Genomic DNA, 14,233 nt, shown 5'->3' on the forward strand with positions numbered 1-14,233 from the left:
TAATTTTCCCCATAAAAAATCCCCTCCATAATAAACAGTAAAGTAACTTTCTTTCAACTGTCTACTATAAGAGGATCATATCAGAATACAGAAATCATCTTCTTAATGTTGCTTAACTTTTTTAACTTCCTTTACATGGGGTACAAATTAAAATTCGTATCCTTTTATATTTCAGAGACTGATAAGACTATTTAAAAAATTTTTAAGATGCTAAATAGAAATTAAAAGTTTGTCTCTCTATGTTCTCTCCTTCTCTTTCTATATTAGCCTATAACTTACAGATAAGAGATTATGTTACGATTGATCTTGGATTAAATGCCTAGTCTCAAAGTACCAATTTAAATTATTTATTACTCAATAAACCTTTGATAAATCAAAATACAAAGATCTATTTCTCTAAACAATAATGCTTTAGAGAATATTTATACCCTTGATATAGAACTGCCAGTAAAGACACCTTCTGAGATTTTCTGTTCAAAATATTCTCGTACCTCTGGGTCTTCAAAATAAACTCTACATCCACTAATTCCTCTCGTTAATAGTATATAGTAGATATTTAAGACATAGTTAGTAAACTCTTCTTCATTAAACTCTGACAATAATGGCGTACCACCTTTATCTTTGTAGTTTTCTTTAACTACTCTAAGTTTACCCTGCTCCCCAACTTGAATATCATTACCGATAATCACTCCTATATGATCAAGATCTGCTCCTTGAATAGCATGAATAGAACCGATTTCTGTTTTCGACTTCTCAAGTTCAACCCATCTTTCATGTTGGCTGTTCCAACGCCACTTGTTACCCTCTTCTATCCAATCATAAGGTAGATTTTCTCTATTAATCCCTTTGTTTTTTTTCAAATTCGGATTAGATGCCCATTCTTTCGTATATCCAGCAATAACTCGATTCGTTGTATCACCCCAAGAACAATCCATGTCCTCCACATAATTAAATAATTCTTTAATCGAATTCACCACTCTAAAATAAGAATCCTCATTTTTATAGGTAAATATTTCCGGATTAAAATTGTTATCATTCGAGAGATTGAGTGCATATAAAACACCTTTAACGAAATTATCACCGCTAAATTCACCATTGCTTGCTATCCTGAATTGTTGATTTAAAGGTAACGTTGTAAAGGATGAGGTTTGTTCAAGATAAGTCCCTCTTAAAATATCTTGAGGTCGCACCGATTGAAACGGGTCGTAAAATAAAACAACTCTCTCTGAAACCTCCTGTAGCATTTGGAGCTCATTAATCATCGGGTTTTCTATATCAAAATGTTTTTTAGCCTCAGGATGCCCCTTTGGATAATACCTCTGTAATCGATGTGACTCATCTACCAATATAATATGATATTTTTCATTGTTTTTCCTAGCATCAAGAATGAGCTTACCTGCTCTTTCGAACCTTAGTTTATCCTGTAATTTTAGTTGTTTTAATATTTTATTAAACTTATTTGTTAAGTTACCCGTCGTTACTAACCCAATTTTCATATTTGGATTTTCAGTAGTGAGTCTATACATTAATGACATTAAAAGTACAGTTTTTCCTGTACCTGCCCCACCGGTAATCAAATGATTTATTTTAGGATTACTTACTATTTCATTTTCATACTGTGATTGCATTTTACTTAATTGTTTAAATGGTGAGTATTTATATAAAATCTTATTTTTAATTTGTTGTAAATTTTTTGTTTTCACCAAATTCCGTTTAAATAATTCTTCTTCCCATAAAGTTATGAAATCCCCTGGATTAAAAAAATCTTTTGGTTGTCTTTGTCCACTATTACCATTATGAATAGTGAATTTTGTAATATCAGTCTCAGCAAACATATGATTAATTAACATATATTCTAGATCCTTCACATGGGAGGCTGAGAATTCAGAAGCATTATAAACAATCAGACAATTATCAAATTCCCCTTTTTTAAATTTTTCCTCATTTATATGCTGATTATGTCTAATTAAAAAATGCTTCGTTTCTCCAATATAAATTCTTTTTTTCGTTAAGTTATAATAAATGTAGGTAACAAAAGAATTTTCCAGGATATTGTACTTGGTATCTGTTACAGACTGTAAATCATCTCGATTGGAAATTTTTTCATTAACTTTTAATTCTAAATCTATCAAACGATACGTCATAAATAACCTCCTAGCCCCAATTCCGATCATACACTACTTCATACTTACTATACTTTTATTCTATCTTCATTATCGATGTACCCAAAAGAAAAAATATGTATCTTCAAGCAATGAAAGGGATGTGGCATATTATATTAAAATTTTGATTTTACAAACTAGATACTTATAATCAGATAGCGCTGTTAAGATAATAATAGCTAGAAATACTATCACCTGCATGAATTTTAAAATGTTATTACTATACATAAAAGTATCTTTTACTTTCAGGCTTAATAAAATTCGATAATAAGAGATACTTTTGAGTAAAAAAGAAAACTTATAATACGTACCTATTTGTGTTCAGCAAATAAATACGCCTTTCCATTTTCACATTTAAAATTAGGGTCACTTAGTCTAACAGGTATAGGTATAGAATTATCCTCCAGATCCCCCTATAACACACACATATATGTATAATTGACACTTTTAATCATATATACACAATATACTAATATATATTATAAACGAATACTATTATCTCGGTAAGAAAAATAATCCCTGAAATTGTTCTACCTATAATATATTTACTCACTTCATATACCTTATTGTCTTCTTCAAAAAGAATAGGAGCTTCATTTCTATAAACTATGCCTTCTTTATTTAAGTCTCAATTTGTATTTTTTTGATCTAATGCATATAAAATTAGTCCAGCATTTATCATAATTAAAAACACCCACGAAGAGAAAAATAAGTGAGAAAAGAAAAGTATAGTTTATAAAACCTTAACTTTTCTAAAATTACATCCATTCTATACATATTCTTGTATGTACAGCAGGAAATCTTATAAACTGATACTTACTAGATCTCCATAATATATATTTCTTATTTATCTTTTTTCCTTTTATATATTTTCCAATAAGCTCTAAAAATATATAAATGTAGAGATAAATTTACTTATAGCGACCTTATTAGTTGTAATTTTCTATATTTTTAGATAAAATATATCCAAATTCTGTTATTATTAATACATATACTGCAATAGGATGAGGAGGATACAATGGATACTTTAGTCACAGAATATGAAGTAGTCGCTAATATGTTAAATGATTGGTATATTGAAATCCGTGCGAGACGCATTGATAATGCTCACCAGCTAAAAGAAGAAATTGATAATAGAATGAAAGATGTCTCGGATCAGAGCTTACACTTATATTATTCACTATTAGATTTTCGTTATAAATATATAGTAGACAATTTAAATATTTCAAAGGATTGCTTCGACAAAGTAGAATCTTTTCAAATTCCACATGATAATATATTAACCTACTACTATCACTTCTTTAAAGCAATTCATGCAAGTACTGTAGGCAGCTATTCATTAGCAAGAGATCATTATGATAAGGCAGAAGAACTTCTAGATGAGGTATCTGATGAAATTGAACAGGCTGAGTTTTACTATAAAATTGGTGCTTTCCATTACGATATTTACGAATCACTCCAATCAATTAAGTATGTTAACAAAGCTAAAGAAATATTCTCTAAACATGAAGGCCATGAACGAAATATTGGATTCTGTGAAAACCTTTTAGGCATGGCATGTACCAATTTAAGAGAATGGGCATTAGCGGAAGAACATCTTGTAAAAGCAATGGATCTGTTCCAAAAAATTGGAGAAGAAAAATTCACTATAATGGTTCGTCATAATTTAGGTTTATTATATGCAGGGCAAAATATGTCTGAATTAGCTATTCGCTACCTCTCTGAAGTATCCGAGAAGAAACCTAACCACTATAAAGCCCATTTCATCGAGGGCAGGGAACACTCTAAACTAGGAAACCAAGAAACTGCTAATACTTTATTTGAAAGAGGATTACAACTCTGTACAGAACTAAACAATGAAGAATATCAGCATCGGTTTAAAATTTTAAGAGACATTAATAATAATGTCCCTGCCGAGAAATTAGAAGCTACCGTTCTTGCAGGAATTGAATACTTTGAACGAGAAGATTTATATGAGTATATCTATGAATGCTGTAATGTTCTAGCAGAAAAGATTTTTGAACAAGGGCAGCATGCCAAAGCAGGTACATACTTCTATAAAGCAATTCAAGCTAAGAAAAAAGCCGATGCGAAAGGAGCTTTAAAATGAAAAAGCTAATTAAAGTGATGAGTATTGCTACTGCTCTAATATTTACATTGGGAATTACATCTCAAACAGATAGTCACGTAGTAAAAGTCGTTCAAAGTATGATGGCAGACGGAGACCATGGTGGTTGATGTCCTTTGACCCGGAATATATTTCTGGGTCTTTTTTATTGATACAAGATATAAGTCGTTAGTTTAAACTATATTGTTGGGAAGGAAGGCTTATAAAAAGGAGGGGGAAAATGATTAAATACCCAGGAATTTCACCTTGTATTAGATCCGTTGTAATATTTTTCAAAAAGCATCTGTTAATAAAAATTCTAATCTGTCTAAATAAATTAAAAATTCCGGTTTATTATAATCTCTAATAAAATCCCCTCAAATTAGAAGTGTAACATCCATGTTTACTCACAGTCTTTTACACATTCTACTTTAAGGGGAGAGTATCCTATATTCTTATATATTCTCATAATAATTTGATAAACTAAAGAAAATTTCTATGAAGCTATGAGTTAAGAAATTCTTTGTTTACAATTAGAAAACTAATTAACTATGTCATAAATACAATAAATATTACATTATTATAAAACGATATATTTATTATTAACTTTAACCTATAATGTATCGATATTAGTAAGCTTTATTATAATTTAATATGCAGATCGTTTTGGATTTGCTAGTCCCCATTCTTTAATTTGTGCCACCACTCTCCCTCTCATCTATTCAATCAGTAATTTTATAAAGCTCCCGTTTAAAAATATTCCAATTTGTACGAATATGAAACAAATTAATAGATTGACAACAACTAATCTTTAAGTTTCACATACATGTATTTTCTTAAAAATTTCTTAAATTATTAAATCAGCAAAAACAACATACTTAGAGCATTGAATAGAATGTCCTTAAATGTTGAACATAAAAAAAGAGCGGTGTGTATTTTCCGCCCACAAATTAGAGAACATAATCGTTTTAATATGTGTTATTTTTTAATAATATCTATATCATTTACTTTTTTAAACTCAATAACTGCGGTTTCTATGTTGGCACTGTACTGATTAAGGTACTCATGTGCCTTATTTAGAGCTTCAGGGTCGTTTGTTTCTTTAAACAAACTAATAGCTTTTGCTGCTAATACAAGGTAACGCGTAGCTATTTCCAAATCTGTATGGGCGGAATTGTATTCATCAGGTATTTTCATCTTTTTGATTTCTCTTTGTGATTCTTCTAGATTTTTTACAGTGTCCTGAATATTAAGTATATCTGTTAATATAGTATTTGCTTCTTCTTTCGAATACACTACATTACCCTTTTCATAGTAGTTAAAGGAGTTTTCAATAGCTTTTTGAAATTGTATAGCATCATGTTGGAAGCCTTCAACATTAGATACAATTTGTTCTTCATACGATTCTTTTGATATAGGTACGCAACCTTTAGTTAGCCAAATTAATACAAAAATACAAATTACACTTCCAAACATTTGTGAGATAGTAGCGTCTCCGTTACGAATCCCTGATATTATAACCCATACAAAAACAAGTATTAGCAGAATACCAACAATTAGTCCTAAATTCAATTTGAATTACCACCCTTTTGAAATGATTTTTTAAAATTATATATCTATATATAATCTTATTATAATTAAAAAAATAGATAGTTCAATGTTCTTACTAAACATAGTTTGTAACGACTCTCAATTCAACGCAAGGGGAGTATTATACGGAGAATATTTTAGAAATGGCAGCAACCCGCTGAGAAATTAGAAGCTACGGCTCTTGTAGGAATTGAATACTTTGAACGAGAAGATTTATATGAGTATATCTATGAATGCTGTAATGCTTTAGCAGAAAAGATTTTTGAACAAGGCCAGCATGCCAAAGCAGGTACATACTTCTATAAAGCAATTCAAGCTAAGAAAAAAGCTGATTTGAAAGAAGCTTTAAAATGAAAAAGCTAATTACAGTGATGAGTATTGCTGCTGCTCTAATGTTTACATTGGGAATTACATCTCAAACAGATAGTCACGTAATAAAAATCGTTCAAAGTATGATGGCAGACGGAGACCACGGTGGTTGATGTCCTTTGACCCGGAATTCAGTTCCAGGTCTTTTTTTATTGAAACAAGATATAAATCATCAGTTTTAACTATATAGTTGAGAAGGAATGCCTAAAAAAAGAAGGAGGATCATGATGAAATATCAAACCTTATTTCCCTTATTAAAAAAATCGCTTTTTATCTTTATACTTTCTTTCAGTATGTTAATTTTCACACTCCCTACCTCTACCTTTGCACAATCCAATAGCAATGTAATTTCTGTTACAAATTACTATGTATCTTCAACAGGGAGCGACCTCAATCCCGGTTCATTAGATCACCCTTTCGCTACCATTCAAAAAGCTGCTAATGTCGCGAAAGAAGGAAGTACAATCTACATAAGAGGCGGAGTTTATAACCAAAAAGTTCGTGTCACTCATTCTGGTGCCTCAGGCGCACCCATTACTTTTCAAAATTACCAGGATGAAAAAGTCATTCTCGATGGTTCTAAAGTCAAGTTAGAAGATGATGGGTTATTTACAATAGAAGACAAAAACTATATTCAAGTAAAAGGATTAGAATTTCGCAATTTAAAATCAACGAAAGTTAACGAAACCCCTATTGGTATTTATATCACTGGAACAGGAAGTTACATTGATATTAGAAATAATTATATCCATCACATTGAAGCGAATGTAAAGAATGGGAATGCACACGGGATTGCTGTATACGGTACTTCATCTAGTGCACAAAATAATTTAAATCATATTGTCATTGATAATAACGAAGTAGCAAATTTAAAATTAGGATTGAGTGAAGCAATTGCTGTGAATGGAAATGTAGATTCTTTTGAAGTTACCAATAACAAAGTGCATGATAACAACAATATTGGAATTGTACTGATTGGACATGAAGGCGTATCTCCAGTAGCTGCTTTAGATCAGGCACGAAATGGAGTTGTTCGTAATAACATTGTCCATCACAATTCATCCATCAATAATACGAGTTATAATGAATATTCAGCTGATGGTATTTATGTGGATGGTGGGAAGCAAATTATCATTGAGCAAAATCAAAGCTATGAAAATGATCTCGGTATTGAAGTAGCTAGCGAACATGCAGGAAAAAGCGCAAGCCGTATTACTGTTAGGGACAATACAATATCCAATAATATCATGAGTGGCATTGCAATTGGTGGATATGATAGTCAGCAAGGATATGCAGAAAATAACACAATTACGAACAATGTAATTTATAAAAATGATACAAAAGATCAAGAGAGTGGCCAAATCGAATTAAATTACGATACTCGGAACAATGTAATTACCAATAACCAAATCTATGCAAATAATAGCCGTATCTTTATTAGCAATAGTTTTAATAAAAACACTGGGAACAAACTTGATTATAATCATTACTATGGTGATTTCGATCAAAGTAATGGTTTGTGGCAATGGAAAAGAAAAACGTATAAAGGATTTTCATCTTATCAAGCAAGTATGAAACAAGAAGGAAATGAACAACATAGTGAATTTAGCAAATTATCCCCTTCATTCAAACTAATTTCAAAATAAAACAAATTTACTAACACTTCTCTATTTCTGCCCAGTACCTCTCCCATGTAAAAATTATACAAAAACAAAAAGTTGTAGTTTCATTTTCATTGAAACTACAACTTTTTATTTTCCAAACTCATTTCAATTAAATTATAACAAAGTACTATTAGTGATGATCTCCATCTGCAAATCTTGTAAACTTTGTATTATGTTGTTTTTCTACAGATGTTTGCACGCCCAAAGTTAAAGTTAATACCGTTATCATTCCCATTAAAATAGTCATTGTTTTTTTTCATTTCAAAGCCTCCTTATCAAATACTTTTTTTCTCGCCTTTGTACTTAAATAAAAATACTTACTAGCATTAGAGTGATTATCTTCTTGATAAAACTTAATCGCTAACTCTTCCATAGACTCTTGCATATACATGTATAACTCTTCTCTCTCAAAATACTTAACTCCTGCTAATACTACTTTTTCAAACTTTTCTGCAGGAGCATCTCCATTCAGCGCTTCTAAAATCATAAAACGATGCTGATATTCCTCAAGTTTCAATTCCTTACAGATTTCCAATCCTTTTTCAATAAGTTCTCTTGCTATTTCATGTTCCTTAAGTTTATAATGCTCCTTCGCTTTAACAAAGATAGCTTTATAATGGTTAGGCTTCTTCTCAACCACTTCAGAAAGATAACGAATTGCTAATTCAGAAAGATTTTGACTTGCATAAAATAAACCAAAGTTGTGTCTAGCCATTAAAATATAATAGTCTTCATCAATCTTTTGAAATTGACTCATTGCGGCCGCAAAATGTTCTTCAGCTAGTCCCCACTCCTTTAAATGGGTACAAGCCAAACCTAATAGATTTTCACAAGAAGCAATGTTTGTTTCACATCCATTAAATTTACGGTAAATCTCTTGTGCTTTAATAACATACTTAATTGCTAAAAGCCCTTGAAATATATTATAATAAAACGAACCTAATTTGTAATAGAATTCAGCCTTTTCCAATTCATCAGGTATATTCTTCAAAAAAACTTCTGCCTTTTCAAAATATTAGCTCGCTTCATTATATTTGCCTGTTACACTCTTATGAATAGCTTTAAAAAAATAATAATAATAAGATAAAAGCTTATCCTCTGGTATTTCGAAAGTCTCTATCTTATTAAAGCTTTGTTCAGATAAGCTTACATTATCAACTAGATAACTATATCGAAACTCGAGAAGAGAATAATATAGTAGTAACTTCTTAGTTTCTAATGAATCCCATTCATCCTCTTTTAATTCCTGGATCAGGCTATCAATTTGCTCTTTCATACGGTGTGCTTTAGAAATGTTTCTTGAACGAATTTCTACATACCAATTATTCAATAACTTTGTAACTTGTTCGCTATCCATAATTACCGACATATAAATCCCCCTCACCCATATTATGTATATCCATTTAATCCTATCAGAATATTCCGTCTATACAGATGCCCCCTTCAATCCTGATATTTCTAAATAGGAGATTGAGTATTCCGAATTTCAATCTTTGCAAAATTAGAATAAATAACCCTCGACTTAGGAATGAAGTGTCAATGGTTGTATCAATTCGTAGAGAATTTCATATGAAGATAGATTGAATAGATGTTGGAGTTAATTGAAGGAAAAATCATTAGTTGCTTTAGGTCTTATATCAGGAGTTTTATATGTTGGAGGAACCGCTGCTTTTGCTGGATTAGATTCTCTAAATATACTTAATTACACATATTCATCAGGCAAAAATGTGAGTTCTCCAGTAGAGGGGAAACATAAATATGGTACATGGACAGTTACAACAAATGCTCGAACAGTTAACTCAGCATTATATGAGAACTGCGGTGGTACAGATAATATAGTTGCTAGAATGTCAGGAGACAATTCTAATGATTATTATATGAATGGCTCTTGTACGTATAAGGTAGCAATTAGTTCTGGAGATGGACATGCTACAGTATCTAATTATAAACGGTAATATATAAACGTATATTTCGTCTAATTGAAGGGGATATTACTCTTAAACTCACGAACAAAAAGGAGGATATTTATGGCTAGAACAATTCGTGTTTATTGGGAAAACCAAACTTCAGGATGGTTAAATTACACATGGCGGGGCGTTATGCGAGGAGATTCAGTAATTCATATTTCTGCTAGTGAAGCTATTTATGATTATAATACACCCTCATTAAGTGGACCCTTGCAGAATATGAGTTTTTATAAAGGTGATTTCCCAGTTTATGTAAAAAATGTAAGTCCACATTGGTATAATGATGGTACAGCTGGTTGCAACTTTTGGCTACAAATAGATGGGCCACATTCACTTAATATAATTACTGATATTACTGTTTTTGATCCACCGGAACAGGGAGATACATTTCCCCCGAACCTCTAATTAACAGCTCCCTAAATAAAAAAGCTTTCCATAGCAGTGATATTATCCCCTTTAGGTAGACAGTGTGAAAAAGACCATGTATAAACATGGATGTTACACTATTACTTGGAGGGGATAATATCACTTTTATCAAGGAAGTAGTCTTTTTCTAATTAACTATTTATACATTGCACAGCTTCACAAAGTGATACTTATTACATCATTCAGCCCATATAGTTGCAAACTGTAATATGTTTAACCACAGTAGAAACAAACTACGTAAAATCAAGGTTCTGCAAGTACGAAGTGTAACATCTTTAACCTGAATTTAATGTGATTTATTAGATTTCGTTAGCAAAATGTTTGCATGTTGTTAGCAGTCAATGATATTTAATTGACTTGATGACTCTTATAACGAAAGCGATGCAAGGTCTAGACGCATCGCTTTTATACAGTGGTTACACATACCATATGTGCGGCGTGTGTGTGGCAACACATGAGGTGTTGGTGAATTTTCAATTACTATATTTACCGAGAACAAATTAAAGGGGATGGGGCTTTTAAAAATTACTACAATTCTAAGTTCATTTGTTCATGTTCAAATGCTTCTTTTTTTTGCTTCTTGATACCTACTGGTACTTCTTCTTCAACAATCGCAATATCCTCATTAACTTCGCACAATTCCATCATTTTCTTTAATATTAGTTTTTTTCTTGCTGCTATAAATCCTTCATAATCATCTTCAAGTGCACATCTATAAGCATCATCATCTATGAAATTACTTAACAGTATATCTTGTAAACTACTACCTAGCCTACTTTTAATGGTTAAAAAATATTCACTTGGTGCTTTATTTGATATCGTTCGATTGTTTCCAAGGTTTAACATACATATGTTTGCATGCTGATTTATCTGACTATTATCGTAATCTCGTTTCTTTAAATAATCCTTGGGAAAAATATGGTGAAACTCATTTTTATTAACTATTGCTAATACTGACTCTATATTTATACCAGCACCATCCAGTAGGCTTTTGGGTTTATTACTTGCCAAAATAAGTGCAAGTGTTTTGCTTAATGCATTTCTTAATACAAATGAACCTTCCATAAACTCTTTATAATTAATTTCCTTATTAATTGAAATAGTATTTGTCATACCTGCGGCAAAATTTCTTATAGTTCGTAGTTCCGCATTTAATTGTGCAGTATTAAATGATGCAAAATACCTAGTTATAGATGTTCTCCAAAACCATTTTTTAATTTCGTTTCTTTGAGCAATTGTCGGTACTGGACAAAGATTAAATAATTCCACTAAGAATGTTAGTTGTAATGAATAAGGTAGGTATCCATGACTAGTAACCTGTAGATCAGTTGTAATGAAATCTACGGCGTGCATGTATGCCTTCTTACACCTTTCCGCAATGACCTTCAATTCTTCCGAGGAAAAGCCCCTTAATTTATTTATATCATCCCTTGTTACCCCTAATCCGGCACATGTAGAAAGGTTTCTAAGGATTTCTATTTCTGGGACTGTTTCAAAATTTTTCTCTTCCAATACTCCCCTAACCATATTTATAGTATCACTTAAATCAAATTCTCCGCTCCATGTTGCTGCTCTCATTAAATCTACCATAGTAAGCCTGCGACCTGTACTATTAATCCTTTCAAAAATAGGAGCAACCTCATCGAGACTCATATCACCTATTTTCACAGATGCAATTTTATAGTCTTTTATTGAACTTAATAATTTTTGGGCATTTTTTGTGTATAGAGCTTGTTTGGGATGACCCGCAAATCTTGAGCATTGATTAATAAAATCCATTGTTTCTAGAAGTTTATTTAGTCTAAAATATTCAATCTTTTCATTATCAGGATCATATAAAAATTCTTCTCTTTCCAAGTCAAACACTATATTCCATACACTCTTTTTATTTTTTCCATCCCAAAATAATATTCCGCATAGGCTTGATAATCTTTGTTGACCATCTAATAAATAATTTGTGGGATATTCTTCTTCTAACTCATTTATCTCTAAATCTGCTATATTTCTTTCACTTGCCAATTTTTGCTTAGTCAACCATAACAAGATACTTCCAATCGGATACCCTTTATATATACTATCCATCAATTCCAGTATATTACGCTTAGTCCATACGAAGGGCCTTTGAAATTTTGGTAATTTAATATGCCCATCCTTTACCAACCTTACCAAACCCTCTATTCTTTCTACTTCTGGCTTTGGTTCATAATTTCCCATTAGCTTGCCTCCCTTAAAAAGCTACTATTAATATTCTATATTACATAAAATATCATTAACAGCTATCAAAATCCATATATTGTAACGAAAAGTCCCCTCAGTGTACCAGATTTTTCAATTCGCATTTTCATATCACGCTCAAATTATCCAGCCAACCGCCCATTGGAAACAGTGTCACGCCTCGAAGTTGAATAGATTTTGTCAAATTTTTTATTTATACGGAAATGTTAGCATACAATAGGGTAGATTACGCCTATGCAAAAAAGCGATGCAATTCAATATGCATCGTTTTTTGCAGTGATGACACACTCAACATGCCTGGAGTATATGCGGCAATACATGAGATGCTGTTGAGTTAGTTCACGTGCTTTTATCAAGAATTTATCCTTAATTAAAAACAGCTTCCCACAAATTACAAATTCGCTAATTTACATGAGTAGGGATTTTTTTGCTGCAGCATCTCTTTAGTCTTCTCTATATAAATCCCTTATTTATTCAAATTAAGAATGAATGGGAGTAACAACATTTATCAAATTATGAACCCTTGTAACACAGTAGCTGGCCATTTTCATCTAATACTCTTACCCCATTATTTTCATACAAAAAACTAGTTACAGCATCTTGTTTTTCATCATAAACGAGTTCCACTGAATTTCCATAAGTAATAAAAAAGTATTTTAAAAACATAAAATACTCTTTGTGATGGAACATAAGTTGTATATTCGGTTTATTTCCTATATATGTAAGTGCCTCTTCATCCATAATTATCAAAGAGTAGTTTTCATAATTCACCTGTGAACGAGCGTATGTAAACCTTGCCGCTATTTCTTGCAACTGGATTGGATGAACTATTAATTCTTTGAAGTCACCTATTAATTTACTATTTCCTGACCTAGCATACCCCCAGTCGCCAAAACTATATACAATTCCAATATCCCCCAAACGAATGCAGCCTGTTATGAATATTGTATCTATGTATTCGTAAGCTTCCAGTTTAGAATCATTATGCACATGAAAAATTTGTATAGACCAAGGAATATCACCAGTAAATCTTATAGGCTTACGCAGGGATTGTAAAAACTCATGTAAACCTCTATAAGAAAATATTTGTTCTTCATTTATCATTTTTCCTAAGCTTTTATTTTTTCTATCAAATAGAAGATTTAGTTTTTTGAATAATTTTCCATAGTATAATTTTGTAACCCATTGCAGTATTGTTAATTCGTCTAATTTCTTAAATCTTTCATACCCACCATCAACCGCCTCTTTAATTTTATTTTCTAATTGGGATAAAGATTCATTATTACAATTCTTACAACAAGGGATTTTTAAATCTTTGTATTGTATAGTAGTTTCATTAGGGAATTGGATTCTTTGATTCCAAAGATTATACTCTCTCTGCAGCCACTTAGGGAAAACATGCTCTTGTGAATCTGCTATACTTCCGCATAGAAAACATTTATCATAATCAAAATGTAAGTCCTCAAATGGGGAATAAATTTTTGATCCCACGTAATCATCTCCTTATTTTCCTATGTATAGTAAGCCTTACATCTTTCTCTTGAGTACTCTTAATTTTAAATTATACATATTAACTTCACTGATCCAGCCCAATTTTAAAAGTTGTGCTGAAACTGAATGAAATTACTCCTCGACTTCATATCCTCTTCTCAATAGGATAATTTGTAAGTCAACTGGTACTGTAACAACTCATTATAATTTTATAAATCCATT

10 protein-coding genes and 1 pseudogene are annotated in these 14,233 nt (G+C 31.4%); 6 read left to right on the forward strand and 5 right to left on the reverse strand.

Annotated elements, in window-relative coordinates:
- Positions 1–422: 422 nt before the first annotated feature.
- Positions 423–2,144 carry a DUF2075 domain-containing protein gene (locus QO049_RS25495; protein ID WP_284489600.1) on the reverse strand — a complete coding sequence of 574 codons (1,722 nt, stop codon included), beginning with the start codon at positions 2,142–2,144 and terminating at the stop codon, positions 423–425.
- 1,036 nt (positions 2,145–3,180) lie between these two features.
- Here QO049_RS25495 and QO049_RS25500 point away from each other — a divergent pair.
- A complete protein-coding gene (locus QO049_RS25500; protein ID WP_284489601.1) occupies positions 3,181–4,272 on the forward strand; it encodes a response regulator aspartate phosphatase in 1,092 nt (363 codons plus the stop codon).
- A complete protein-coding gene (locus tag QO049_RS25505) occupies positions 4,269–4,400 on the forward strand; it encodes a hypothetical protein (protein WP_000733477.1) in 132 nt (43 codons plus the stop codon). The genes QO049_RS25500 and QO049_RS25505 overlap by 4 nt, the downstream gene beginning before the upstream one ends.
- Before the next feature lie 847 nt (positions 4,401–5,247).
- Here the strand turns inward: QO049_RS25505 and QO049_RS25510 are convergent.
- Complete coding sequence (locus QO049_RS25510; RefSeq protein WP_001048486.1) at positions 5,248–5,841, reverse strand: hypothetical protein; 594 nt, start codon at positions 5,839–5,841, stop codon at positions 5,248–5,250.
- 368 nt (positions 5,842–6,209) lie between these two features.
- On the opposite strand from QO049_RS25510, the gene QO049_RS25515 reads away from it, so the two are divergent.
- Entirely contained in the window at positions 6,210–6,341 is a 132-nt protein-coding gene (locus tag QO049_RS25515; protein ID WP_000733997.1) for a hypothetical protein, read from the forward strand.
- Between the two features lie 114 nt (positions 6,342–6,455).
- Entirely contained in the window at positions 6,456–7,874 is a 1,419-nt protein-coding gene (locus QO049_RS25520; RefSeq protein ID WP_284489602.1) for a right-handed parallel beta-helix repeat-containing protein, read from the forward strand.
- A gap of 274 nt (positions 7,875–8,148) precedes the next feature.
- Here the strand turns inward: QO049_RS25520 and QO049_RS25525 are convergent.
- A pseudogene (locus QO049_RS25525) lies at positions 8,149–9,261 on the reverse strand (response regulator aspartate phosphatase).
- A gap of 232 nt (positions 9,262–9,493) precedes the next feature.
- Here QO049_RS25525 and QO049_RS25530 point away from each other — a divergent pair.
- Both QO049_RS25530 and QO049_RS25535 read left to right on the forward strand, forming a co-directional pair.
- Positions 9,494–9,847: a hypothetical protein gene (locus tag QO049_RS25530; RefSeq protein WP_284489603.1), complete on the forward strand. Its 354-nt coding sequence runs from the start codon at positions 9,494–9,496 to the stop codon at positions 9,845–9,847.
- Between the two features lie 72 nt (positions 9,848–9,919).
- On the forward strand, positions 9,920–10,264 hold the full coding sequence (locus QO049_RS25535) for a hypothetical protein (RefSeq protein ID WP_098505031.1): 345 nt from the start codon (positions 9,920–9,922) through the stop codon (positions 10,262–10,264).
- A 549-nt stretch (positions 10,265–10,813) separates the two neighbouring features.
- Here QO049_RS25535 and QO049_RS25540 read toward each other — a convergent pair.
- Positions 10,814–12,499, reverse strand: a complete 1,686-nt coding sequence (locus tag QO049_RS25540) for a GmrSD restriction endonuclease domain-containing protein (protein WP_098505030.1) — start codon at positions 12,497–12,499, stop codon at positions 10,814–10,816.
- Positions 12,500–13,033: 534 nt separating this feature from the next.
- The gene (locus QO049_RS25545; RefSeq protein WP_284489604.1) at positions 13,034–14,011 is read right to left on the reverse strand and encodes a hypothetical protein; all 978 of its coding nucleotides are present in this window, start codon (positions 14,009–14,011) and stop codon (positions 13,034–13,036) included.
- Between the last annotated feature and the right edge of the window lie 222 nt (positions 14,012–14,233).

Origin of the sequence: Bacillus sp. RB3, assembly GCF_030164735.1 — a bacterium.
GTDB classification, from domain to species: domain Bacteria; phylum Bacillota; class Bacilli; order Bacillales; family Bacillaceae_G; genus Bacillus_A; species Bacillus_A cereus.

Coding starts and splice junctions, on each gene's coding strand:
- QO049_RS25500 (WP_284489601.1), top strand. CDS start 3,181: ATGGATACTTTAGTCACAGAATATGAAGTAGTCGCTAATATGTTAAAT.
- QO049_RS25515 (WP_000733997.1), top strand. CDS start 6,210: ATGAAAAAGCTAATTACAGTGATGAGTATTGCTGCTGCTCTAATGTTT.
- QO049_RS25535 (WP_098505031.1), top strand. CDS start 9,920: ATGGCTAGAACAATTCGTGTTTATTGGGAAAACCAAACTTCAGGATGG.
- QO049_RS25540 (WP_098505030.1), bottom strand. CDS start 12,499: ATGGGAAATTATGAACCAAAGCCAGAAGTAGAAAGAATAGAGGGTTTG.
- QO049_RS25520 (WP_284489602.1), top strand. CDS start 6,456: ATGAAATATCAAACCTTATTTCCCTTATTAAAAAAATCGCTTTTTATC.
- QO049_RS25495 (WP_284489600.1), bottom strand. CDS start 2,144: ATGACGTATCGTTTGATAGATTTAGAATTAAAAGTTAATGAAAAAATT.
- QO049_RS25505 (WP_000733477.1), top strand. CDS start 4,269: ATGAAAAAGCTAATTAAAGTGATGAGTATTGCTACTGCTCTAATATTT.